Source organism: Gammaproteobacteria bacterium (genome assembly GCA_021647245.1).
Taxonomy (GTDB): Bacteria; Pseudomonadota; Gammaproteobacteria; order RBG-16-57-12; family RBG-16-57-12; genus JAFLJP01.
Genome location: JAKIVC010000040.1, coordinates 1 through 25,216 on the forward strand (window position 1 = coordinate 1; position 25,216 = coordinate 25,216).

Here is a 25,216-nt window from a genome sequence, read left to right on the forward strand (position 1 = left end):
AACACCATTTACACACTGAGCCGTGGGATGACTGGTTAAAACTCGCCGCTTAGAAAACGAAACCATGGGCGTCGGATGCTTTGAAAAAGACAGGCAGGGGTTCTGCTGCTTGTTCTGCATTGAGCGAGCAAAAAAACACTCGACTCGTTCAGCAGAAAGAACAACGAGGGCGTTATTCTGCTTCTTTAGCTTGAGGGTGGGTGATAATCCACCACCCTCAGGCCAATAAGTGATCACTTTTTTGGGGGGTGATTTGCGGTATTTTTACTTGCAGGATTTAGGAAATAAATAATCGATTGATTATTAGTTGTTTATTTTCAATGCATTGCAATGAAACCAAAAATTATCACTCTGACTTTTTATGCCAGTGAGACTATTTTTGAGCCATCTATTTTCTAATGACCTCTTCCATCTTTGAAAATACAAAGCAATATCAATGCGTTACAGGGGACTACAAAAAACATATACCCGGATATGCAACACGTGCGCTGATATAGCCCGGTAAATCCCTTGTTGACGGGCTTCAACCTGAGAACCACTGTTTATTTATACAGAGTAAAGGGGTCAAATACAATATTAACTCTTTTTGCTATATAATTTATCTTTGGTGTAACTATTCAGCGTGCGCATGCTTTACCTCAGGAGGCGAGCTATATATGACCCTATGATCACTTCTCAGCTACTTGACAGGCGATAAAAATTATTGCCAATCAGGCGCGATAAAATATGACGCACACTGATGGTGCAAGCGTTTGATTGCCTGCTCGATTTTAAGGCGAAAACAGCATTTCACAGGTCCCCCATTCGAGCGCGATGAACGCACAGACATAGGGTGGTAACAATATAGTTTATATCGATTTTTATGGGTGCGCCGTTTTTTTACCTCACCATCACTTGCTTGGCACGTCGCTTGCTCTGATATGTCCAATAATTAGAGATAACCCCGAATATCGTGGAGTAGCAGATGAAAGAAAAACTGGTTCTGGTTGGTAATGGCATGGCGGGCATACGTGCGCTGGAGGAGTTATTGAAAATAGCACCTGATAAATACGACATTACCGTATTTGGTGCAGAGCCTTACTGCAACTATAACCGCATCATGCTCTCCCCTGTGTTGGCCGGTGAGAAGACCATTGATGACATTATTCTCAACAGCCAAGCGTGGTATGACGAGAACAACATCACCTTGCACACCGGAAAACCCGTGGTTGATATTGATCGCAGGGGACAGAAGGTTGTTGCTGACGATGGCACCACCGCACGTTATGACCGACTGCTGCTAGCGACCGGTTCCAACCCTTTCATTATTCCGATACCAGGCCATGATAAAGAGGGCGTTATCGGTTTTCGCGATATTAAAGATGTCGACACTATGCTGGATGCCGCCAAGCAGTATAAAAAAGCGGTGGTGATCGGCGGTGGCCTGCTGGGCTTGGAGGCCGCCAACGGCTTGGTGATTAATGGCATGGATGTCACCGTCGTTCATCTGGGTGATACCTTGATGGAGATGCAGATGGATGAGTTTTCCGGTGAGATGCTAAAAGCGTCACTGGAGGAGCGTGGCTTGAAGTTCCGCATGAACTCATCAACCGTCGAGTTAACGGGTAACCAGCGTGTTGAAGGTTTGAAGTTTGCCGATGGTGGTGAGCTGGAAGCCGATCTGGTGATCATGGCGGCGGGTATTCGCCCCAATATCGAGCTGGCCAAGAAGGTGGGCATTCACTGCGAGCGCGGTATTGTGGTGAACGACACCCTGCAAACATTTGACCCCAAGATCTACTCGGTTGGCGAGTGTGTGCAGCATCGCGGCATCGCCTATGGTCTGGTTGCGCCACTCTTTGAGCAAGCAAAGGTGTGTGCCAACCATCTTGCCGGTTATGGTATCGCCATCTATGAAGGTTCAACCACCTCGACTAAGTTGAAAGTGACTGGCATTGACCTCTTCTCCGCCGGTGATTTTCATGGCGATGAGAGCACCGAAGATGTGGTGATGAAGGATGCCGCACGTGGTATCTACAAAAAAGTGGTGCTGCGTGACAACAGAATTATCGGCGCGGTGATGTATGGCGACACCGTGGACGGGGCGTGGTACTTCCAGATGCTGCGTGATGAGACCGATGTAAGCGACTTCCGTGAACATCTGATGTTTGGTCAGGCCCACTTAGGCGATTCTGGTCATGGTGGCAGTAATGCCGCTTCGGCACTGCCGGACGATGCTGAGATTTGCGGCTGTAATGGCGTTTGCAAAGGAACGATCGTTAAGGCGATTACCGAAAAAGGGTTGTTTACCCTGGAAGAGGTGAAAGCACACACCAAGGCCGCCGCCTCCTGCGGCTCCTGTACCGGCCTGGTTGAGCAAATTCTCGCTTCAACTGTGGGTGACTACTCCGACACACCCAAAAAGAAAGCGATGTGTGGTTGTACCGAACATAGCCACGACGAAGTACGGGCGGCTATTCGAGAGCAGAAAATCACCTCCATTCCTGCGGTAATGAAAACGCTGGAGTGGCACACGCCCGATGGCTGCGCCAGTTGTCGTCCGGCGCTCAACTACTATGTGATTGCCGCCTGGCCACTAGAGGCCAAGGATGATCCTCAGTCCCGCTTTATTAACGAGCGTGCCCACGCCAATATCCAGAAAGATGGCACCTACTCGGTTATTCCGCGTATGTGGGGCGGCGTAACTACACCTTCTGAGCTGCGTGCTATCGCCGATGTGGTAGATAAATTCAAAGTCCCCTCAATGAAGGTGACCGGCGGTCAACGTATCGATCTGCTGGGCGTTAAAAAAGAGGATCTTCCGGCGGTATGGGCTGATCTCAACGCAGCCGGTATGGTCTCAGGACACGGTTATGGCAAATCCCTGCGCACGGTTAAGACCTGTGTTGGCTCCGAGTGGTGCCGCTTTGGCACCCAGGATTCAACCGGCTTGGGTGTTAAAATCGAGAAGATGACTTGGGGTTCATGGACACCACACAAATATAAGATCGCCGTTTCAGGCTGCCCCCGCAACTGTGCCGAAGCGACCATAAAAGATTTCGGCATTGTCTGTGTTGATTCGGGCTACGAGCTGCACGTAGGGGGCAATGGCGGCATCCATGTGGTGGCCACCCAGCTACTGTGCCGTGTCGATACCGAGGAAGAGGCGATGGAGTATTGCGCGGCCTTTATGCAGGTTTATCGCGAAGAGGCTCACTATTTGGAGCGTACTGCGCCGTGGATCGAGCGTGTTGGCTTGAGCTATGCCAAGCAGCGTATTGTTGAGGATGACGCGGGACGTAAAGCACTCTATGCACGCTTTTTGGTGTCGCAAGAGGTGTTCCAGATCGACCCGTGGGCTGAGGCCGTTGAGCAGGATCAAATTCGCAAGGATTACATCCCGATCAAGAAACTGGGTTAAGCGCGCTCAACATTATTGAATATTGAATTCCGAGGTAGATATGAGCAATTGGATTGAGATTGGCAAGGTTGAAGAGATCCCCAAGCAGGGTGCCCGTGTGGTGGAGACGGCCAAGGGCGACATCGGTATATTTCGCACCCTGGAAGGGGAGGTTTTTGCACTGCGTGACCGCTGCCCTCATAAACAGGGGCCACTCTCCCAGGGCATTGTGCATGGCAAGCGTGTCACCTGCCCACTGCATAACTGGAACATTGAGTTGGAGACCGGTGAGGTGGTTGCCCCTGATGAAGGGTGCGCGGCCCGCTTCCCGGTAAAAGTTAACGATGGTGTCGTTTATCTCTCCCTTGAAGCCAGCCCATCATAATTTAAGAGATCGTTTATGTTATTTGGACGCAACCAGAAAAAACCGATCACCCTGCCTGAAAAAAAGGTGGAAAAGTGGGTCTACACTACCTGTGGTTACTGCTCCACCGGTTGCGCTATTGAGGTCGGGGTAGACAGTGAAGGGCGGGGCATTACTGCTCGGGGTGTCGCGGATGCAGATGTTAACCGTGGCAAACTTTGCATCAAGGGGATTTTTGAGTACGAGCTATTTAACACCCCAGGGCGTGGCACCGTGCCGCTCATGCGTGAACAGCGCTTTGATGATTTTAAAGAGAGTAGCTGGGACGATGTGCTGGACAAAACCGCCGCTGAGTTCAAGCGTATTCAGGAGAAATATGGCCCCGATAGTGTGGCGATTGTCTCCACCGGCCAGCTGATTACCGAGGAGTTTTATACCTTGGGAAAGCTGGCCCGTGGCTGTATCGGCACCAATAACTACGACGGCAATACCACGCTCTGCATGGCCTCGGCGGTTTCAGGGTATAAGCGTTCATTTGGCTCCGATGGCCCGCCAGGTTGCTACGATGACTTCTCCCATACCGACTGCCTGATCGCTTTTGGCTCCAACCTGCCCGAGCAGCACCCGGTGATCTACTGGCGCATGCGCGAGGCTCGTGAGCAGCGCAACTTTCCGCTGATTGTGGTCGACCCCCGAGTCACTATGTTGGCCCAGTTTGCTGATATTCATCTGGCCATCACCCCAGGTACCGATGTGGTGCTGCTTAATGCATTAGCCCATGTGATTCTGGCTGAAGGGCTGGAGGACCGTGCCTATATTGAGAGCCACATCAGTGGCTTTGCCGAATTTGAAGCGTTAGTCGCACAATATGACCCTGTCTCCGCCGCTAAAATTTGTGGCATTGACGAAGATACCATTCGCAACGTGGCACGCCTTTACGCCAAAGCCAACCAGGCCATGAGCATCTGGACCATGGGTATCAACCAGAGCACCCACGGCTCTGACGGCGTAGTGGGCATTAACAGCCTCAACTTGATTACCGGCAACATCGGCAAACCCGGTGGCACCAGCCTGTCGATTACCGGTCAGTGTAACGCCATGGGCACCCGCGAGTGGTCCTCTTGCTCCGGTCTGCCGGGGTATCGGGTGCTGGAGAATGCAGAGCATCGTCAGGAGGTTGCTGACTTCTGGGGGGTTGACCCCGAGTTTTTCCCCAAGAAGCGTGGCATGGCACAAACCGACATCTTCCCGGCCATTGAGACCGGCCAAATCAAAGCGCTCTGGCTGGTGGCCACCAACCCCATGACCTCGATGCCCAACACGGCGCGGATTCGTAAAACCCTGGAGCGGCTGGAGTTTATGGTGGTACAGGATGCCTATGCCGATGTGGAAAGCAATGAGTATGCCCACGTCTATCTTCCTGCGGGTCTGTGGGCCGAAAAAGAGGGGGTGATGACCAATACCGAACGGCGAGTTAATCTGATCAAAAACGTCTGCCCACCACCGGGCGAAGCGAAAGCCGATTTATGGATCTTCAACCAGTTGGCCAAGCGCTTCGATAACGGCAAAATCATCAACTTTCCAGAGAGTGCCTCAGAGGTGTTTGATGAGATGCGTGAACTCTCCAAAGGGCGCTTCCTCGACCTCTCGGGTATGAGCCATGACAAAATAGAACAGCGTCGCGGCATCCAGTGGCCGATGGCGGAAGATGCTACGGATGGTGCGCCGCGCCTTTACGCTGATGGTAAGTTTAATCATGCTGATGGCAAGGCAAAGCTGATCCCGCTCCCTTATATTGAGAACAATGAGTGCCCGGATGATGACTACCCCTTCTGGTTGAACAGTGGCCGGGTGGTGGAACACTTCCACACCCGCACCCGCACCGGAAAGGTAGGCAATCAGAATAAATTCAGCCCCACTCCGTACATGGAGATGAATCCGGATGCCGCCCGCGCACTGGGTATCGAACATATGAGCTACGCACGCCTCACCTCACGCCGTGGTGATGCGGTGGTGCTGGTTCAGCTTACCCAGCGAGTACCTTATAACATGGTCTTTGTCCCCTTCCACTTCCACGAGTGTGTCAACCGCGTCAGTTTAGGGCTGCTCGACCCACACTCCCGACAACCTGCATTTAAGCAGAGTGCGGTTCGCATCGAACCCGTCGAGCAGCAAGCGGCGGCTGCGGTAACTAATCGCGCCGCCAGATCTTTCTAAAATTTAAAGCTCAACGAAGCACCCATCAGGATAGAGACTCATGTTCAAAGTAAGAAAAAATGAACCCAAATACGCCTTCATCCCTGATGTGGAGACACCCGAAAAAAACCGCTATGGAAAGGCCATCAAACTAGTGGATGAGAGCGACCCACGCGCCGGACAAAGTCTCAATATCAATGGTGACGATAGCGTGGGCGACAACCCCAACCGTTACAAGCAGCACGGCTTCCACTTTACCGCAGATAACTGTATCGGTTGCCACGCCTGCGAAGCGGCCTGTAGTGAAAAGAATGACCTGCCCGCGCACATTAGCTTTCGCTCAGTCGGTTATGTGGAAGGCGGCAGCTACCCCGCCTACAAGCGCATGAACATCTCCATGGCCTGTAACCACTGCGATGACCCGGTCTGCCTCAAAGGGTGCCCAACCCGCGCCTACACCAAGTACGCCGAATACGGTGCTGTGCTGCAAGACCCCGATACCTGCTTCGGCTGCGGCTACTGCACCTGGGTCTGCCCCTACAACGCGCCACAGCTGGACCCGATAAAGGGACAGGTATCCAAATGCAACATGTGCGTTGACCGCCTGGAAGTAGGCTTAAAGCCTGCCTGCTCATCCGCCTGTTTGGGCGGGGCGTTGGAGTTTGGTCTGATTGAGACCACCCCCGAAAACCGCGAACAGGCCAAAACCACAATCCCCGGCTTTCCCGACACCTCGATCACCCACCCCAATATCCGCTTTCAGCAGATAAAGAGCCTGCCTCGCGAGATGACCCGCCCCGACACCATGCCGATTAAATACCAGCGTGATGAGCAGGGTGAAGGGGAGTACAAAACCAAGGTGCGTGAGCAGACGCGGCCACGGCGCTGGAATCTGCACAAGCTACTCACCTCCCATGAAAATGCCCATATCGCCTTTACCCTCTGCGCGCAAACAGTGATTGGCGCTTTCCTGCTGTTACTGTTGGCACCCATGATGGGAGCCGCCTCCATCGCCAACATCCATAATGACAGCACCCTGCTGCCACTGCTCGGCAGCCTGTTTGTCTTAATGTCTGTGGGCATGTTCAAACTCAATATGCACTTGGGAAAACCTCACCGTTTCTACCGTGGCTTTAACAACCTTAAACACTCCCCGGTGAGTCGTGAAATTGCCGGTGTCTCCGCCTTTTTTGCAGGCTTTGCAGGCTACTGCCTCTTTTCACTGTTTGGTGCAAGCTGGGCCACGGTGCTGGCAAACATGGCAGCGGCACTGGCTCTGCTCGGCGGCCTGCTCGGCTCCTATTACATGTATAAACTCTACCGTATTCCGGCGCGTCCCTACTGGAACCACTGGCAAACCGGTGCCAGCTTTGTAGGCACCAGCTTAAGCCTGGGCGCATTGATAATTGGAGTGGTCAGCGTTGTGGTACAAGGCTTTGCGGCTAGCGCAGCACTGATTCAACTACTCGCACTCATCGCGCTGTTTGGTGTACTACTGGAAGCCATTGGCCTGATCTATCACGCTCGGGATCTAAAGCAGAGGGGAGGCGAAGGCGAAGCCTCACATCTGGAGCAGTGTTTTGATTACGGCAATAGCTACTGGCTGCGTAACAGCTTGTTACTACTGAATAGCCTCATCCTCGGTGCGATTGTCGTGGCCGGTATCGAGTTAATCAGCGCCACTATACTACTGCTCTCGATGCTTACCGCATCCATCATCGGTCGCGCCCTCTTCTACGTGTTAGTCATTCCGACCACCCTGCCCGGCGCCTTCTTCTGGCGCAACAAGGGGTTTCATGAACATGCTCAGGCGTCTGGGCTGGCCGAAATGGAGCAGGTGGGTGTTCTACCCAAAACCGACTATCACGACCTGCACTTGGCCCGGGCGATTAAAGAAGTTAAAGATGATTTGGGGCTGGGAAAGCGCTAACTCCACACCCGCTCAGTGCTGGTGAGAGTGTGCACTGGGCATCTGGCTAAAAAATGGGAATCATCATGTTTCATATTGTTCTATTTGAACCAGAAATCCCCCCGAACACCGGCAACATTATTCGCCTTTGTGCCAATAGTGGTGCTCAGCTCCACCTGATTCATCCGCTGGGCTTCGAGCTTGACGATAAACGTCTGCGGCGTGCGGGGCTCGATTACCATGAGTTTTCCGGTGTGCGGGAGCACGCCAGTTTGCAAGCATTTCAGGAGAGTGTAAAACCTGCGCGCCTGTTTGGCCTCTCGACAAAAGCCACTCAGGGTTATCACAAAATCAACTTCATGCCCGGTGATGCGCTACTGTTTGGCCCCGAGAGTCGTGGCCTGCCCGATGAAGTGCGAGAGCCTCTGCGCCAGAAGGGGCAGCTGCTAAAAATTCCGATGATGGAGAACAGTCGCAGTCTTAACCTCTCTAACAGCGTTGCACTGATACTTTATGAGGCGTGGCGACAGCAGGATTTTAAGGGTGCTTTAACAACCGATTAAAAAGAGCAATGCGGCGTTAAGAGAGTTCAGATGTCGGGCTTCGCTCCAGCAAGCTTTGTACCGCATCCCGTGGGTCGAGTCCTTCATACAACACGCGGTAGACTTGCTCGGTAATCGGCATACTAATCCGGTACTCTGCGGCCAGCTCATAAATCTCTTTCGCCGCTTGAACGCCTTCAACCACTTGCTGAATTTCATCAACCGCTTGCTGCCAGCTTTTCCCTTGACCCAGTGCCAGACCAAAGCGGCGGTTGCGTGACTGGTTATCGCTACAGGTCAACACCAAATCCCCCAGCCCGGCCAAACCCATAAAGGTTTCTGGCTCACCCCCTGCGGCAATCCCCAGGCGCATCATTTCAGCTAAGCCACGGGTGATTAAGGCGGCTCGGGTATTGGCGTTATAACCCAACCCATCAGCAATACCGGTGGCAATGGCCAACACATTTTTGGCTGCACCGCCCACCTCGACACCCACCATATCGTCGTTGGTATAGGCGCGGAAATTTCCTTTATGCAGATAGCCCGCAAACTCATTGGCAAACTGCGCGTCGGTAGAGGCGACGGTGACCGCCGTGGGCTGATCCAGCGCCACCTCTTTGGCAAATGAGGGGCCAGAGACCAGAGCGCAAGGGTAGTGATCGCCCAGCACTTCAGCAAAGACCTGGTGCATCAGTTGGTGTGATCCCCCTTCAAGCCCTTTGGTCGCCCAGGCAATGCGCATCTCTTTGCGCAGGTGGGGAGCCAGTTGCTTGAGACAGTCACGAAAAGCGTGACTGGGCACGGCAATCAATATATCCCTTACTTGCGTGATCACCGTGGTGTAATCAGCCACTACTCGTAATTTTTCCGGAAATGGGATATCGGGCAGATAGCGCGCATTACAGCGCTGCGCTTCCATTTCCACCGCGTGTTGCGCATTGTGGGACCAGAGAAAGGTGGGATAGCCATTGCGTGCCAGCAGCATTGCCAGGGCGCTCCCCCAAGAGCCGGCCCCTAGCACTAGGATCGGTAGCGGCTGCTCATCCACACTCATACCACTAGTGCATCGCATCAGAGGGCACTTGCCCCTGCTCATCTTTCGCCTTTGCTTGCTGTGCCTGATGCTGTGCGTAGATAGCCTCAAAATTAACCGGTGCTAGCAGTAGCTGTGGAAAGCCGCCTTTACTTACTATTTCGGCAACCGCTTCGCGACCAAACGGGAACAAGATATTGGGACATGCGGTTGCGATAACCCGACCCTTTTCTGCTTCAGTCAGCCCTTTGATTGTAAAAATACCCGCTTGCTGAACTTCCGCAAGATAGGCCGTTTTCTTGTCCAGTTTTACGGTTATAGTGAGGTTTAAAACCACTTCGACCACATCTTCCGCAATCGATTTGCTAGCCGTATTAATCTCCATATTCACCTCGGGTTCCCATTTTTTAGTGAACACCTCCGGGCTAACGGGTGATTCAAATGAAACATCCTTCAGGTAGATTTTTTGAATAGCAAATTGACCTTGCGGCGCAGCCGCTTGTTGTTCAGACATCATACTTTCCTTTTTTAGTTTTGGCTCAAACCCAGCAGACCATCAAGCCGCCCTTCACTTTCCAGAGCATGTATTTCGTCGCAACCACCCATTGGCTGCCCATTAATCAATATTTGTGGCACCGTTTGGCCGCCACTTAACTGGGTCATTTTTGTATACAGAGCGGTACTGCTCGCCACATTGATCCAGCGGTAGTTGATGCGCTTGCTGTCGAGTAGCTGCCGAGCACGGACACAGTACGGGCACGCCATAGTGCCATACACATCAACCTCGACCACGGTTACTTCTTCCCCTTTGCAAGGGGGTATTTACCGTGTTGCCACGCCATCAAGCCACCCGCCAGCACGGTTACATTTTTAAAACCCTCTTTACACAAAAGAGCGCTTGCGCTTTTGGCTCGCCCACCACTTTTACAAACTACAATCAGTGGTCGCTCTTTATCATTACCCAGCTTATCAAGGCGCTTGCTTAAATAAGATGCAGGGATATTAATGGAGTTCACAATGTGCCCATTAATAAATTCATTCTCAGAACTCACGTCTACCACCAGGGCGTTGTCACTGTTAATCAGCTTTACAATATCAACGGGCTTCAACTCGGAAAATTTATGCACTAAAGGTGCAACAACCCCCCATAACAGCATAATAAACAACACGATAAATGTGATGCTGAGCATCCACTCGGCCCTTAAAAACGTAAAAAACTCCTGCATATCAACACCCTAAACTTAAAATAGATTTAGCCGCCCGCAAAACCACTGCAGCCACATTAAAAACTCACTTTGTACAAAACACTTCGCGCATCACACCAATTAGCCGCAGCGTACCTTCGTCTCGAACGTAGTAGAACACCTTGTTCGCCTTCCGCTCAGTCATTAATATCTCCTTATCTCGCATAATCGCCAGATGTTGTGAAATATTACTCTGAGAGGTGCCTACCGCTTCAACAATATCTTGGACACTGATCGCCTGGTCACCCAAAATACAGAGTATCTTCAAACGTAGAGGATGCGACAAAGCCTTGAGGGACCTCGCGGCGCGGTCAATATCGTCATCTGAAACGGGGAGTATGTAGGGACGCACTTCTAATACTGGTTTATCCACAGTTATCACTTCACTCACTCATTCTGGCTACACGCTAACCCACAAGCAGATTGCCATAGCCGAAAACCATCAAAATCTATACAATAATATAATATTAGAATTATCTAACAAAAAACGACTACTGGAAACCCTGAACCACTTTAAGGAAGCTCTGAACAAATCATGATGATTTTACACTAGCGTAATTCAGCGCTTCCTTAATGGTGGTGCATGATAACAGTATTCTATGGCAGACGACCACCGGCGAACAGTTTCAGCGTTTAGGTACTCTGCAATAAAAATTAACCTTTTAATATTCACCCAGTTCAACTAAATCAGATACGCGGATAACCATGTCAAATAAGCCCAAACCCATGACCCTTATCATCCTCGATGGTTGGGGATATAGCGAAAGCAGTGAGTCGAATGCCATCGCTGCCGCTAAAACCCCCGTCTGGGACAAGCTCTGGAAAGAGCGTCCACACACCTTAATTCAAGGCTCTGGCTCATCGGTTGGCCTACCCAATGAGCAGATGGGCAACTCCGAAGTGGGCCATCTCAATTTAGGCGCTGGCCGGGTTGTTTATCAAGAGATTACGCGGGTTAGTCGCTCTATCCGTACCGGTTCATTTTTTAATAACCAAACGCTCACCGGAGCCGTCGATGACGCGGTCAATAAAGGTAAAGCGGTGCATATTCTGGGGTTGCTCTCGCCCGGCGGCGTACATAGCCACGAGGAGCATATTCTGGCAATGGCGGAGCTGGCGGCACAGCGAGGCGCAGAAAAAATCTATCTGCATGCCTTTTTAGATGGCCGTGATACACCGCCAAAAAGTGCTGAGAGCTCCATAAAATTGATGGATGAAACCTTTGCCCGCCTTGGAAAAGGACGCATCGCCTCGGTTATCGGTCGCTATTACGGAATGGATCGTGACCATCACTGGCCACGTATTCAAGCCGCCTACGACCTGATGACCCAAGGCAAGTCAACCTATCAATCCATTGATGCCATCAGCGCGCTAAGTGCAGCTTATGAGCGAGGTGAAACCGATGAGTTTGTACAGGCAACGGCTATCATACCTCGGGGTGAAAGCGCCGTAAAAATGGAGGATGGTGACACACTGGTCTTCATGAATTATCGCTCAGACCGCGCACGTCAGGTGACCCGACCCTTCATCGAGCCAGACTTCGATGCTTTTACACGCACACACAACCCCAAGCTGGGTCGCTTTGTCTCACTCACTGAGTACCATGCCGATTTTGAGGTGGATGTTGCGTTCCCCCCCGAACGTCTCGCTAATGTATTTGGTGAGTACCTCTCCAATCAGGGCTTACGCCAGCTACGTATTGCCGAGACAGAAAAATATGCACACGTCACCTTCTTTTTCAACGGTGGCCGCGATGAACCATTTCCTGGTGAAGAGCGAATCATGGTTAAGTCACCGGATGTTGCAACCTACGACTTACAACCTGAAATGAGCGCACCTGAGCTGACTGATAAATTTATCGAAGCGATTGAAGCGGCCAAATATGATGTCATCATCTGTAATTTTGCCAACCCCGACATGGTCGGACACACCGGTGATTTCGATGCAACCGTTAAAGCCATCGAGGCGCTTGATGCGGCACTTGGACGTGTTATTCCCGCACTGATAAAGGCCGGTGGTGAAACATTAATTACCGCCGACCACGGCAACGCTGAGCAGATGATGGGCATTGGCACAGGCCAGCCTCACACGGCCCATACCAGCAATCCGGTACCCCTGATTTACATTGGCCATCGTGACCTTGCCCTCTCCCACCTGGATGGTGCACTCTCTGACATCGCGCCCACCATGATCGACCTCATGGGTATAAGGCAACCTTCCGAAATGGGGGGGCGAACCTTAGTGGAACACCCCGCTGATTAGCCAAAACAGGTTATGAAACCTTGCACTCTACTTCCGCCACTCTGCCAGCACATGTTTGTGCTGGTATGCGCCACACTACTCACGCTCTCTTCTGCAAGTGCCAACCCCACCGATGAACAGAGCCGTCTCAAGCAGATTCAGGCTGAAATAAAAACATTACGCCACCAGGTCGATCAAACCCGTGAGACGCGTAATACAACACAAAAACGGCTAAGCGAAATTGAGAAACGTATCGGTTCGCTACATCGTGAGCTTGGCAAAACCCAGCAGCAACAAAAAGCAGCACAGCAACAGATCGATCAATTAAGCCAGCAGCAAACCGCCTCAAAAATGCGCTCCAATCAGCATAAAGCCACACTTGAAGCGCTCATAAGATTGCGCCATCAACAAGGCGAACAGGGGCAGTTAAAGCTACTGCTCAAACAACAGGAGATCAGCGCCCTGGGTCGAAATAGTCACTATTTACGTTATTTCAACGCCGCCCAAATTGAAGCCATCAACGGATTAAACAGTGAACTAAAAAGCCTTCAAACACTCGAACAAGGCGTGCGTGAACAGCAACAACAGCTCAAGGAGAGCGAGCAGCAGCTCTACAAACAGCAGCAACAGATGAAACAGCAGCAGCAACAACGAAAACAGCTACTCAATACCATTAACGCACAGCTACAGAACAAAGAGTCGCGCTTGCACCAGCTACTTGAAGATGCCAAGGCGTTGGGACAGCTTGTTCAAAACATTAAAGAGCAGAGCCAACAGCGCCTAACCCGTAAAACCAAGTTTTCCACCTTGAGGGGCAAGCTCCCCTGGCCTGCCAAGGGGACATTAAGCGCCCGATTTGGACAATCACGCCATCTCGGAAAGATGACATGGGAGGGTGTGGTTATTCGCGCCCCTCTCGGCAACAATGTACGCGCAGTGGCTGATGGCGAGGTGGTTTTTTCTGATTGGTTGCGGGGCTATGGGCTACTCTTAATCCTTGACCACGGCCAGGGATACCTCACGCTATATGGGCAGAATCAATCACTGAACAGACAGGTCGGTGATCAGGTCAAACAAAACGAGGTGATAGCCGCTATAGGTAACAGTGGCGGCAATAGTGAATCCGGGCTCTATTTCGAGCTGCGCAAACAGGGCAACCCCGTCAACCCGCAACGCTGGTGTCGTGGCTCTCGTCCCGGCACACTGTCAAGGTGAGACCTCTGCATTATGTGGGGTATTACAATTAACATGCGTTGCTGCCATAATCAGTGATAGATCTTCATCGATTGAGACACCAAAAGGCTTATTTAAAGAATGAAATCATTTCCTCGTAACATGTTGGTATTAACGCTGGGGGTACTACTCGGCCTCTCCATCTCCATTGGGCACGGTGTCTTTGCCAGTCGCGAGAGCGCTGAAGCCACCCTGCCTCTTGATGAGCTACGCAACTTCACCCAGATTTTTTCTCGAATAAAAGCAGATTATGTCGAGCCAGTTGATGATAAAACCCTGCTGGAGAATGCGATACGCGGCATGGTATCCGGCTTGGATCCACACTCCAGCTATCTCGATATCAGCGACTATCATGACCTACAAGTCGGCACCACCGGCGAGTTTGGAGGCTTAGGAATCGAAGTGGGCATGGAGGATGGCTTTGTTAAGGTCATTAGCCCCATTGACGACACCCCGGCCGATCACGCGGGAGTTGAAGCGGGTGATTTGATCGTTCGTCTGGATGACACCCCGGTTAAAGGGCTCACCCTGCGTGATGCAGTTAACCTGATGCGCGGCAAAGTGGGTACCGATATTTTACTCACCATCGTCCGTGAAGGTGAGGAGAAGCCCCTCAAGATCACCATCACCCGCGATAAGATAAAAGTTAAAAGTGTCAAATCACGACTCATTGAGCCTGACATCGGTTATCTCCGTATCACCCAGTTTCAGTCACGCACTGGAGATAATCTGCTCGAGGCGATCGACTCATTGGTAGATGAGAACGAGCGTGCTCTGCGCGGCGTGATTTTAGATCTGCGCAACAACCCGGGCGGGGTACTCGATGCGGCGGTAGATGTCTCGGATGCCTTTCTTGAGAAGGGGTTGATTGTCTACACGGAAGGGCGCATTAAAAACTCTGAAATGACCTTCAATGCTCGTCCGGGAGATGAGATTGATGGCGCGCCCCTGATTGTGCTGGTTAACGAAGGCTCGGCATCGGCATCAGAGATTGTTGCCGGGGCGCTGCAAGACCACAAGCGGGCATTGATTCTTGGCAATAAAACCTTTGGTAAAGGTTCGGTACAGACCATCTTGCCACTGGGGAATGACAGCGCCATCAAGCTCACCACCGCCCGCTACTTTACCCCGGCAGGGCGTTCGATTCAGGCAGAGGGTATCATGCCCGATATTATACTGGACCACATCAAGATCAGTGATGTTAGCAATAAACCAGCCCACTCACTAAAGGAGGCCGATCTCAGTGGCCACCTGAGCAATGGCCGCCTCTCAAAAGATAAGAAGGATAGTGGCTCAACCGATGACGAGGGGGAGAGTAGAGCTGATAAACGAGTCAAGCTCGCCAAACAGGATTATCAGCTCTATGAAGCAGTCAATATGCTCAAAGGGCTGATGATTTTGCAAAGATAGTCATGCCGTGCTTCGTGGCCGTTAACTGGCTAGTTAAACCGCTATTGATTAGCGGTTTAATGCTGTTGGTGCAAACGGGAAATAGCTTTGCTGAGGCGGACTCACAAGACCCACTCCGCCCCAGCATCAGTATTATTATCGATGATATTGGCTACCACCTAACCGAAGGCACCCGTGCCATCGAGCTACCCGGGGCCATCGCTTACGCTTTTCTCCCCCACACTCCCCACGCAATAACATTGGCAAAGCTTGCCCACAGCTACAATAAAGAGATTATGTTACATGCACCCATGCAGCCAGTGGATGCCTCAAAAAACAGGCTGCTCGGCCCCGGCGCACTGACCATGGAGATGAGTGAGCAGCAGATCATTAAAACCTTACAAGCCGACCTTGCCTCCATCCCCCACGTAACGGGAATTAATAATCACATGGGCAGCTTATTAACACGCCACCCTGGCCATATGCTGTGGGTTATGCGCGAGCTTAATCGGCAGGGTGATCTGTTCTTTGTCGATAGCCTCACCTCAAACCAGAGCATTGCCAGCAAGGTGGCTAATGAGTTCAGCGTACCGGCACTACAGCGAGACATTTTTCTTGATCATATCGCCGATGAGGTGCACATTAGCCGCCAGTTTGATAAATTAATTGCTCTTGCCAAAGCGCGAGGCAGTGCGCTGGCGATCGCCCACCCTTACGATGAAACACTTAATGTACTGAGTGAGCGCCTACTAGAACTAGAGGCGCTACAGATCAACCTGGTTCCAGTCAGCGTGATGATCCAACAACGGAGCACCCCCCAATGGCAAGCGTCCTTATCCCACTCGCTCAAGGCTGTGAAGAGCTCGAAGCCGTAACCCTTATTGACCTTCTACGCCGAGCGGGCGTTGATGTAGTGACCGCCGGATTAGATGATCAAGCGGTTGTCGCGGCACACGGGGTGACATTGATTCCCGATACCACCCTTGATGAGGCACTCAAGAAAACCTATGAGATGATCATCCTGCCCGGCGGTATGCCCGGCTCAAATCACTTGCAACAGGATGAGCGCCTGAAAAGCGCCCTCATAAATCAGAACCAACAGGGAAAATATATTGCCGCCATCTGTGCCGCACCCAAAATTCTTGCTGCCGCCGGTATTTTAAACGGACGATATGCAACCAGTTACCCTGGTTTTTTGGATAAAATGGAGCGACCTGAAGTCGAGTATTTGGATGAGATGGTGGTGCATGATGACAATATCATCACCTCAACCAGTCCCGGCAGCGCAATGGATTTTGCCCTCTACCTTGTCGAGGTATTGATGGGTGAAGCGCGCCGCGATAAAGTTGAAGAGGGGCTGGTACGCCCGGCACATCATGCTATCTATGATGATGAAATAGATGAGGGTTAACGGCGCGACCACGCCATCAATAACAGCCATACCCCAAAACTACCCAACACCCAAGTGGTGAGAGGCGCACCGGCGATAATTGTCGGCGCACGACCATCCAACCCAAAAATAACTGCCGCCGCAACAATCATTGCCGCCGCAGGCAGTAGCAGCGAGCGACGCTGATTCCCCTCTTCTATCTCTCGGCGTAACGCCTCAAGCTGTGCGTTCTGCTGTTGATTGGTCAACTGACCATCCCGTGACTGTTTCAATACATCGTGAATCAGCCCGGGCAGCTGTGGCAATACCTCGCCCCAACGGGGCGCTTGGTTTCTCAGCTCCTGTTTGGCACGACCGAGACCAAGCTGATCATTCATCCAGCGCTCAAAAAAGGGCTTGGCCGTACTCCAGAGATCCAACTCTGGATAGAGTGTGCGCCCGAGCCCTTCGACATTGAGCAAGGTCTTCTGCAACAGCACCAGCTGTGGCTGAACCTCCATATCAAAACGGCGAGCGGTCTGGAACAAGTTCACCAACAGGCGACCAAACGAAATATCCTTCAGCGGGCGCTCAAAAATAGGCTCGCAAACGGTACGAATAGCCGCCTCAAACTCATTCACCCGCGTATCCGCCGGCACCCAGCCTGATTCAACATGCAACTCAGCCACACGGCGATAATCCCGTTGAAAAAAGGCGAAGAAGTTCTCGGCCAGGTAGCGCTGATCATCCAGCGAAAGCGCCCCCATAATGCCGAAGTCTACCGCAATATATTGCCCTTCAGGCGAGACAAAAATATTACCGGGATGCATGTCGGCGTGAAAAAAGTTATGGGAGAACACCTGGGTAAAAAAGATCTGCACCCCCATTTCAGAGAGTTTTTGCAAATCAACACCCTCTTCACGCAGGCGTTCAACATCACTCACCGGGATACCCGATATACGCTCCATCACCATCACTTCACGGTGGCAGTATTCCCAATAAATTTCAGGAACATAGAGCTGCTTAGACTCAGAAAAATTACGCCGCAGTTGCGATGCTGAGGCCGCTTCGCGCATCAGATCCAACTCATCAAAGATGGTTTTTTCATATTCAGCAACGATCTCTACCGGATGCAAGCGTCGAGCACTCTCCCAGTAGCGCTCCGCCCACTCTGCCAAGGTGTAAAGCAGCCCGATATCGCGTTTAATAACACGGCGGATATCGGGTCGCACCACCTTCACAATAACCTCAGTCCCATCATGGAGTGTCGCCACATGAACTTGAGCAATAGAGGCCGATGCCAGCGGTGTCTCGTCAAAGTGTTTAAACACCTCATCCACCGATTTACCGTATGCTTTCTCGACGATGGCGCGTGCCTGCTCTCCCGGAAAGGGCGGCACTCGGTCTTGTAGTTTGGCCAGCTCATTGGCAATTTGACCAGAGAAGAGGTCGCGTCGAGTAGAGAGTAGCTGCCCAAATTTTACAAAGCTTGGGCCAAGCTCCTCAAGAGCAAGTCGAATCCGCTCACCTCGACACCTTTTGGCGTTACGTTTAAACCAGTTCCACGGCAGCAGTAGCCCCAAAAATCTGACAGGCCGAAACAGGTGAGTTGCCAGCACCATCTCATCCAGACCATGCTTCATCAGCACTTGGTTGATACGTAGCAGGCGTAAAACTTGGCTTGGCTTAATCACGTTATATTCTCAATATCTTGCGGCTGATGCTGCAAACGCCTGATACGCGCCTCGACTCGGTCAAGGTCATTTCTCAAAGTGTGTACCTCTTCAAGAAACGGCTCCACCTCAGCCTTTACCGGCAACAGGCGCAGCTCTTCCTGAAGGTATTCAGCCAAAGTCTGCTGACTGCTGTTAACATTATCACGGCTCCATGCAAAGCCGTCACGCAGCAACCCACCCAGTTTATGTGCTAGCACATCACCCATCAGCCGTGATGCCATCTCCTCCCAATCGATCTCCAGCTCTTTAATGATCTCGCCAAAGCGCTGCCCCAGAGCACTGTCACCCTCCAGAGCGATATCACCACTAAAAAGAGCCTCGGCACTATCATCCGCCATCGCCATGCGGGAAAAGGCCAGTAGAGTGCCTCGCAGGGTAACGTCCACACCCCCTTCATAGGTTGCGAAAATGCTAACCTCATCCACCTCGGGACAGAGATATATTTGAACGGCAAGGTCGCTGAACTCAATGGCGATCACCCGCCCTTGCAGCGCCAATAGGCGTTGGCGACTGAGCGAGTCAAACCCCAGGCAGTGGTTAAAAGTGCGCTGTAAAGTCTGGGCAGCCAGGGTGGCGAGTGTCATCTCAGCTCCTTCAATAGTTGTTGAAGGCTTTTTTGTGACTCATCATTCAGTGGGTGGTGGTGATCCTGAAGCACCAGGGTACCCGCCAGTTTGTCGTGCCACCCTTGGTGGCGTTTATCCCAGATGGCCCACAAAAACCCTAAACCGAGCGGTATAAACGAGACCAGATAACCCAAAGCCCGCACCACCGCACTCTTCCAGCTAATGGGTGAGTGGCTCTGCTGATCCGCCACATAGCACCCCATCAGCAACTGTCCGGGAGAGCCTCGTAGTTTGACCCAGCAAAAAACCAAGAGCAGTAGAAAAAGTCCCGTGCTGACACTCTCCACAATGATCAGGTCGACAGAGCCACCACTCAGCCGCCGCATAATAAGTGGCAACAGGCTGGTCACCACCGCAAAAAGAAAAAGATTAATCAGCAGTGCCGCCGCTCGCTGGGCAACACTGGCATAAGGCGAGGGCAGCGCCTCTTTCACAGCTTATAACCACGATGCAGTGCAACAATACCACCGCTCAGATTATGGTAGTCGACACGTTCAAACCCCACCTCTGTCATCATCTGTTTGAGCGTCTCTTGGTCTGGGTGCACCCGGATCGACTCAGCCAAATAGCGATAGCTCTCTTCATCTCCCGCAATCATTTTGCCCATTTTAGGTAATATTTTAAAAGAGTAGGTGTCATAAATCGGTGCAAGACCCGGTACCACCGGCTTGGAAAACTCCAGCACCAGCAGACGACCAGCCGGTTTGAGCACCCGATACATTGAGGCCAGCGCCTTGGCTTTGTCGGTCACATTTCGCAAACCAAAGGCGATGGTAATCACATCGAAGTGATTATCAGGAAACGGCAGCGCTTCAGCGTTCGCCTGTACATAACGTATATTATCCAGCACCCCCTCATCTGTCAGACGAATTCGCCCCTGCCCAAGCATCGATGAGTTGATATCGGAGAGCACCACCTCACCCGTTGGCCCCACCTGTTTGGCAAATTTTTTACTGAGGTCGCCAGTTCCTCCGGCCAGATCCAATACACGATTACCGGGGCGAGCACGCGCCATATCGATCGTGTATCGTTTCCACAGACGATGAACACCGAATGACATCACATCATTCATCACGTCATAATTACTCGCCACCGAGTGAAAAACCTCGGCCACTTTGCCTGCTTTCTCTTCCGTAGCCACTTGCTGAAAGCCAAAGTGAGTGGTCTCATTTTTCTGATTATCCATACCGACCTCGTTACCCATTATCTTCAGTTTGCCGTGTGTCACCCGCTTCTTCAAGCTTGTTCAGGTACGCCTGCCATAGTTGCGTCTGTTCCGTACCTATTTTGTACAGATAGCCCCAGCTATAAAGACCGCTATCATGGCCATCATCAAACACCAGCTTTACCGCATAATTACCCACAGGTTCTATGGCCGTGATATTGACTCTCTCTTTACCCCGCTGCAACACCTCATTACCGATGCCGTGCCCACGCACTTCGGCTGAAGGGGAGTAGACCCGTAAAAACTCACAGCTAAACTCGAAGCGAGCGCCATCATCAAAGAGAACCACCAGTCGGCGGCTCTTTTGATGCAAGTTAATTTCACGGGGAATCGGCTGCGCCATAAACGGCTCCTGAACAAAGGATTAAGCGATCAATCAAAGGATGTAACGGGAGAGATCCTCATCTTCGGCGAGTTCAGCCAGCTGTTTTTCTACATAATCAGCATCGACCTGTTGCTCGCCACCCGTCTCATCTGCGGTAAACGAAAGCTCTTCTAGCAGGCGCTCCATCATGGTGTGTAAGCGCCGCGCACCGATATTTTCAGTCGCCTCATTCACCTGCCACGCCATCTCGGCAATACGCTTGATACCCCCATCACTAAAGCTAACAGTCAACCCTTCAGTCGCTAATAGCGCACTGTATTGAGTGGTGAGCGAAGCACTTGGCTCAGTCAGGATACGGACAAAATCTTCAACTTTCAGTGCCGACAGTTCAACTCGAATCGGCAGCCGACCTTGCAACTCAGGAATCAGGTCAGAGGGCTTGGCCAGATGAAAGGCACCCGAGGCGATAAACAGAATATGGTCTGTTTTGATCATGCCATATTTAGTGGAGACGGTGCACCCCTCAATCAGTGGTAACAGATCGCGCTGCACCCCTTCTCGGGAGACATCAGTACCACCGCCATTCTCGCCACGCTTGGCTATTTTGTCCATTTCATCCAGAAAGACGATGCCATTTTGCTCTACCAGGTTAACCGCCATCTGCTTGATTTCATCTTCATTCAGCAGTTTGGCAGCCTCTTCTTCGGTCAACAACTTCATCGCCTCTTTAATCGGCAATTTACGGCAGCTTGTGGGGGGAGTGCCCATATTTTGAAACATCCCCTGCAACTGACTGGTCATCTCCTCCATACCGGGTGGTGCCATAATTTCAACACCCATTCTAGATGATGCCACCTCAACTTCGATCTCGCGACTATCCAACTCACCTTCGCGTAATTTTTTGCGGAATTTCTGGCGCGTGGATGATGCTTGGTCACTCGGCTTTTTAACTTCAGAAAAACCGCCGGAGGTGCGAGCTGAGGGTAATAAAATATCCAAAATACGCTCTTCTGCTGCATCCGTAGCACGCGTGCGCACCTTGGCCATCGACTGCTCGCGGGTCAATTTAATCGAGGATTCAATTAAATCACGGATAATCGATTCAACATCACGTCCCACATAACCCACCTCAGTAAACTTGGTCGCCTCCACCTTGATGAAAGGGGCGTTCGCCAACTTGGCCAGACGGCGGGCAATCTCGGTCTTACCCACACCCGTCGGACCGATCATCAAAATGTTCTTGGGGGTGATTTCATTGCGCAGCTCTTCATCCAGCTGGCTGCGCCGCCAGCGGTTACGCAGTGCGATAGCGACCGCACGCTTCGCCTCCGATTGGCCAATAATGTGCTCATCCAGCGCTTCAACAATTTCGCGGGGTGTCAGACAAGGAACCTGAATATCATTCGCCATTGCGTATCTCCAGCTCTTCAATGGTTTGGTTATGGTTGGTGTAGATACAAATATCACCCGCAATAGTGAGTGCTTTTTCAACGATGGCACGGGAGTCCATCTCGGTACAATCCAGCAAGGCACTGGCTGCCGACTGGGCAAATGGCCCCCCGGAACCGATCGCAATCAAGCCCCTCTCCGGCTCAATCACATCACCATTACCTGAAATAATCAGTGAGGCATTCTCATCCGCCACCGCCAGCAACGCCTCTAACTTACGCAACATACGGTCAGTACGCCAGTCTTTGGCCATCTCGACGGCTGCACGCACCAGATTACCCTGGTGTTTCTCCAGCTTCGCTTCAAAACGCTCAAAGAGCGTAAAGGCGTCCGCCGTACCGCCCGCAAAACCGGCAATCACTTTACCGTTATAGAGGCGACGCACCTTGCGTGCATTGCCCTTCATCACCGTATTTCCCAGCGTTACCTGGCCATCACCACCGATAACCACCTTGTTCCCCCGACGTACCGAGAGGATCGTGGTTCCACGAAACTGTTCCAATGAGACTCTCCCCTAAACTGATTTTGGCTTATTGTACACCAAGGCACCGGGATGACACTGAAGATGTTCTATAAAAATAGCGACCTATAAACAACATCCCTAATCGGACAAATAATGATTGAACACCACTCAAGTCAGTAGCATCTACATCCGATACAACTATCCAGCAGGCAAACCGAACCCGGGTATCTCATAAATCATGCATAGCCTCACTTTTTCATTGATTTTACAGAAAAATTTACCTTAAATATTAATGTGTTGCGTGGTTATCGGGCAAGCTTATTAAATATCCGAGCTAATTACTTTCATTTAAAATAACCATAGCAATTGGTGGAGAATCAAGCCATGAAACCACTCTTTAGCGGCTTTAAAAATCTTAAAATCAGCATAAAAGCGATGATCTCACCGCTAATAATTATCTTTTTTCTACTGGTTTTGGGTGCTATCGCCTTCAGCAATCTCGGGAATATCGAAAAAAACCTACAGGTGATCACAGATGACCTGGTACTGGATGCAGGCACCTCGGCAAAGATTCTGCGCGAGGTTTACCTTAAGCGCCTCCAGGTGAAGGAGTACATAAAAAAGGCTGATGAAGCATCCGTGCAGGCATTTGATGCGGCTGAGAAAGATTTGCAGACCATTATGGCCAAGGCCCGTGTGGAAATTACTCACCCCGGGCGCGTCAAGCTGCTTGATGAGATTGAGCAGATGAACAGAGAGTACACCACAACCTTTCACCGGGAGGTGGTTGCTAATATGGTCCGCCGCCTCGAGATTGTAAATAATACTTTGAACATCAAAGGGCCGTTTATCGAAAAAAGCCTCTCGAGCGTAATGAACAGCGCCTTTCGTGATAATGATGCCGTGGCGGCCTTTCGTGGTGGCGTGGCGCAAAAACATCTACTGCTAGGCCGCCTCTACGCCTATCATTTTTTAGTTGACAATGATGATGCCTCTCGCCTGCGGGTCATTTCTGAATTTGATAAAACCAAAGCCGCCCTCGAGACGCTAATGGCTGAACTACAAAACCCGGAACGCCGCCGCCTTACTCAAGGTGCTATTGTTGCCATTGAGGAGTACCAAAACGCTTTTGAGGCGGTTACCACAGCCATTCATAAACGAAATGCCGCAATCCAGAATGTACTGAACAAAAACGGCCCGCTCATGGCGAAAAAAGCTGCGCAACTGCGTGACAGTGTTTTCGCCTCGCTCCATGAGCAGGGCGGCCTGGTTGCAGGGAGCGTCACAAATACCAAGAGCAGTATTATCATACTCACTCTGCTGGCTGCAGTTATTGGTCTATTGGTTGCCTATATGGTCATGCGCGGCATTGTGACACCCATAATCCACACCAACGCCATGCTGAGAAACATCGCAGAGGGTGATGGCGATCTGACCAAGCGTGTGACCATTTACAGCCAGGATGAAGTGGGCGAACTCGGCAGCAACTTCAATACCTTTATTGGCAAGCTGCAAGGCATTATCAACCAGATATCCGGCTCAACCGACCAACTTACCCGCTCTGCCAGTCAGCTCACCGCCGCCACTGAGCAGACTAGCGCGGGTACCAACCAGCAACTCAGTGAAACCGAGCAGGTAGCGGCGGCTATGAATCAGATGAGCGCCACGGTGCAAGAGGTGGCCGAAAATGCCAAGCTGGCCTCGGATGCCGCTGAGCAGGCCGATGAAGAGGTCAACAACGGCAACAAGGTAGTACAGGGCACTATTCAGGCAATTAATGACCTGGCCAGTGAGGTTGAAACATCTGCCCAGGTTATCGAAGCACTGAAAGGTAATAGTGAAAATATTGGCACGGTGCTGGATGTGATCAAGGGGATCGCTGAGCAGACTAATTTGCTGGCCCTCAATGCGGCCATTGAAGCCGCCCGTGCAGGTGAGCAAGGGCGTGGCTTTGCCGTAGTTGCCGATGAAGTACGCACCCTTGCCCAGCGCACCCAGCAATCCACTTCGGAAATTGAGAGCCTGATAGAGACACTGCAAAAAGGGGCCGAAGAGGCGGTTATTGTCATGCACAACAGCCAGAAAGGTGCTAGCACAGCGGTCGAACAGGCGACCTATGCTGGTGAGTCCCTCGCCACTATCAATAACGCTGTCACCACGATTTCGCAAATGAACATTCAAATTGCCTCCGCTGCATCCGAGCAAGGCTCCGTTGCTGAAGAGATTAATCGCAGCATTAGCAATATTCGAGATGTCTCGGAACAGACCGCCTCTGCGGCAAATCAGACGGCCAGTTCAAGTAATGAGCTGACTCAACTCGGCGATCGCTTGAAATCACTGGTCAATCAATTCAAGGTATAACCATACCTTGCACCTAAATCCTGCAAGTAGATAACAGCAATGAAAGAAAATGGTAAACTCATCAATCAGTTAATTGCATTTAACCACAACCGATGAGTCACCATTTTCATGAGTAAGCATACCAGAAACCCC

At 51.4% G+C, this 25,216-nt stretch carries 23 protein-coding genes; 11 read left to right on the forward strand and 12 right to left on the reverse strand.

The window, feature by feature from the left end; genetic code table 11:
• The first annotated feature begins 964 nt into the window (after nucleotides 1-964).
• The 5 genes from nirB to trmL all read left to right on the forward strand — a co-directional run bounded on the left by nirB (nucleotide 965) and on the right by trmL (nucleotide 8,411).
• On the forward strand, nucleotides 965-3,400 hold the full coding sequence (gene nirB, locus L3J94_10830; GenBank protein MCF6219224.1) for a nitrite reductase large subunit NirB: 2,436 nt from the start codon (nucleotides 965-967) through the stop codon (nucleotides 3,398-3,400).
• Between the two features lie 40 nt (nucleotides 3,401-3,440).
• Complete coding sequence (gene nirD / locus L3J94_10835; GenBank protein ID MCF6219225.1) at nucleotides 3,441-3,764, forward strand: nitrite reductase small subunit NirD; 324 nt, start codon at nucleotides 3,441-3,443, stop codon at nucleotides 3,762-3,764.
• A gap of 15 nt (nucleotides 3,765-3,779) precedes the next feature.
• Complete coding sequence (locus L3J94_10840) at nucleotides 3,780-5,960, forward strand: nitrate reductase (protein MCF6219226.1); 2,181 nt, start codon at nucleotides 3,780-3,782, stop codon at nucleotides 5,958-5,960.
• A 40-nt stretch (nucleotides 5,961-6,000) separates the two neighbouring features.
• Entirely contained in the window at nucleotides 6,001-7,869 is a 1,869-nt protein-coding gene (locus tag L3J94_10845) for a dimethyl sulfoxide reductase anchor subunit (protein ID MCF6219227.1), read from the forward strand.
• A 65-nt stretch (nucleotides 7,870-7,934) separates the two neighbouring features.
• The gene (trmL, locus tag L3J94_10850; protein MCF6219228.1) at nucleotides 7,935-8,411 is read left to right on the forward strand and encodes a tRNA (uridine(34)/cytosine(34)/5-carboxymethylaminomethyluridine(34)-2'-O)-methyltransferase TrmL; all 477 of its coding nucleotides are present in this window, start codon (nucleotides 7,935-7,937) and stop codon (nucleotides 8,409-8,411) included.
• A 16-nt stretch (nucleotides 8,412-8,427) separates the two neighbouring features.
• Here the strand turns inward: trmL and L3J94_10855 are convergent, their stop codons facing one another.
• The 5 genes from L3J94_10855 to L3J94_10875 form a co-directional block, all read right to left on the reverse strand.
• The gene (locus tag L3J94_10855) at nucleotides 8,428-9,462 is read right to left on the reverse strand and encodes an NAD(P)-dependent glycerol-3-phosphate dehydrogenase (GenBank protein ID MCF6219229.1); all 1,035 of its coding nucleotides are present in this window, start codon (nucleotides 9,460-9,462) and stop codon (nucleotides 8,428-8,430) included.
• Entirely contained in the window at nucleotides 9,449-9,937 is a 489-nt protein-coding gene (gene secB / locus L3J94_10860; protein MCF6219230.1) for a protein-export chaperone SecB, read from the reverse strand. Before secB ends, L3J94_10855 begins: the two co-directional genes overlap by 14 nt.
• Before the next feature lie 14 nt (nucleotides 9,938-9,951).
• On the reverse strand, nucleotides 9,952-10,215 hold the full coding sequence (locus tag L3J94_10865; protein MCF6219231.1) for a glutathione S-transferase N-terminal domain-containing protein: 264 nt from the start codon (nucleotides 10,213-10,215) through the stop codon (nucleotides 9,952-9,954).
• A 2-nt stretch (nucleotides 10,216-10,217) separates the two neighbouring features.
• Nucleotides 10,218-10,649 carry a rhodanese-like domain-containing protein gene (locus tag L3J94_10870; GenBank protein ID MCF6219232.1) on the reverse strand — a complete coding sequence of 144 codons (432 nt, stop codon included), beginning with the start codon at nucleotides 10,647-10,649 and terminating at the stop codon, nucleotides 10,218-10,220.
• Between the two features lie 64 nt (nucleotides 10,650-10,713).
• Nucleotides 10,714-11,040, reverse strand: coding sequence for a metalloregulator ArsR/SmtB family transcription factor (locus L3J94_10875; GenBank protein ID MCF6219233.1), 327 nt, complete (start codon nucleotides 11,038-11,040; stop codon nucleotides 10,714-10,716).
• Between the two features lie 332 nt (nucleotides 11,041-11,372).
• On the opposite strand from L3J94_10875, the gene gpmI reads away from it, so the two are divergent.
• The 5 genes from gpmI (at nucleotide 11,373) to L3J94_10900 (ending at nucleotide 16,941) form a co-directional block, all read left to right on the forward strand.
• Nucleotides 11,373-12,929 (forward strand): 2,3-bisphosphoglycerate-independent phosphoglycerate mutase, encoded by a 1,557-nt coding sequence (gene gpmI / locus L3J94_10880; protein MCF6219234.1) that lies wholly within the window; start codon nucleotides 11,373-11,375, stop codon nucleotides 12,927-12,929.
• A gap of 12 nt (nucleotides 12,930-12,941) precedes the next feature.
• A complete protein-coding gene (locus L3J94_10885; protein ID MCF6219235.1) occupies nucleotides 12,942-14,123 on the forward strand; it encodes a peptidoglycan DD-metalloendopeptidase family protein in 1,182 nt (393 codons plus the stop codon).
• A 99-nt stretch (nucleotides 14,124-14,222) separates the two neighbouring features.
• A complete protein-coding gene (locus tag L3J94_10890) occupies nucleotides 14,223-15,551 on the forward strand; it encodes a S41 family peptidase (GenBank protein MCF6219236.1) in 1,329 nt (442 codons plus the stop codon).
• A gap of 2 nt (nucleotides 15,552-15,553) precedes the next feature.
• Nucleotides 15,554-16,405, forward strand: coding sequence for a divergent polysaccharide deacetylase family protein (locus tag L3J94_10895; protein MCF6219237.1), 852 nt, complete (start codon nucleotides 15,554-15,556; stop codon nucleotides 16,403-16,405).
• Complete coding sequence (locus L3J94_10900; protein ID MCF6219238.1) at nucleotides 16,351-16,941, forward strand: DJ-1/PfpI family protein; 591 nt, start codon at nucleotides 16,351-16,353, stop codon at nucleotides 16,939-16,941. The genes L3J94_10895 and L3J94_10900 overlap by 55 nt, the downstream gene beginning before the upstream one ends.
• Here L3J94_10900 and ubiB read toward each other — a convergent pair.
• From ubiB to hslV, 7 genes are read right to left on the reverse strand one after another with little or no spacing between them, the layout of a single operon-like run.
• Complete coding sequence (gene ubiB / locus L3J94_10905) at nucleotides 16,938-18,542, reverse strand: ubiquinone biosynthesis regulatory protein kinase UbiB (GenBank protein ID MCF6219239.1); 1,605 nt, start codon at nucleotides 18,540-18,542, stop codon at nucleotides 16,938-16,940. The two genes, L3J94_10900 and ubiB, sit on opposite strands and share 4 nt — an antisense overlap.
• A gap of 47 nt (nucleotides 18,543-18,589) precedes the next feature.
• Nucleotides 18,590-19,219, reverse strand: coding sequence for an SCP2 sterol-binding domain-containing protein (locus tag L3J94_10910; GenBank protein ID MCF6219240.1), 630 nt, complete (start codon nucleotides 19,217-19,219; stop codon nucleotides 18,590-18,592).
• Entirely contained in the window at nucleotides 19,216-19,695 is a 480-nt protein-coding gene (locus L3J94_10915) for an RDD family protein (protein ID MCF6219241.1), read from the reverse strand. Before L3J94_10915 ends, L3J94_10910 begins: the two co-directional genes overlap by 4 nt.
• Nucleotides 19,692-20,447, reverse strand: coding sequence for a bifunctional demethylmenaquinone methyltransferase/2-methoxy-6-polyprenyl-1,4-benzoquinol methylase UbiE (gene ubiE, locus L3J94_10920; protein ID MCF6219242.1), 756 nt, complete (start codon nucleotides 20,445-20,447; stop codon nucleotides 19,692-19,694). Before ubiE ends, L3J94_10915 begins: the two co-directional genes overlap by 4 nt.
• Before the next feature lie 10 nt (nucleotides 20,448-20,457).
• The gene (locus tag L3J94_10925; protein ID MCF6219243.1) at nucleotides 20,458-20,829 is read right to left on the reverse strand and encodes a DUF971 domain-containing protein; all 372 of its coding nucleotides are present in this window, start codon (nucleotides 20,827-20,829) and stop codon (nucleotides 20,458-20,460) included.
• 33 nt (nucleotides 20,830-20,862) lie between these two features.
• Entirely contained in the window at nucleotides 20,863-22,221 is a 1,359-nt protein-coding gene (gene hslU / locus L3J94_10930) for an ATP-dependent protease ATPase subunit HslU (GenBank protein ID MCF6219244.1), read from the reverse strand.
• Nucleotides 22,211-22,762 (reverse strand): ATP-dependent protease subunit HslV, encoded by a 552-nt coding sequence (gene hslV, locus L3J94_10935; protein ID MCF6219245.1) that lies wholly within the window; start codon nucleotides 22,760-22,762, stop codon nucleotides 22,211-22,213. The genes hslU and hslV overlap by 11 nt, the downstream gene beginning before the upstream one ends.
• A 345-nt stretch (nucleotides 22,763-23,107) precedes the next feature.
• Here hslV and L3J94_10940 point away from each other — a divergent pair, with 345 nt between their 5' ends.
• Nucleotides 23,108-25,084 carry a methyl-accepting chemotaxis protein gene (locus tag L3J94_10940; GenBank protein MCF6219246.1) on the forward strand — a complete coding sequence of 659 codons (1,977 nt, stop codon included), beginning with the start codon at nucleotides 23,108-23,110 and terminating at the stop codon, nucleotides 25,082-25,084.
• Nucleotides 25,085-25,216: the final 132 nt, after the last annotated feature.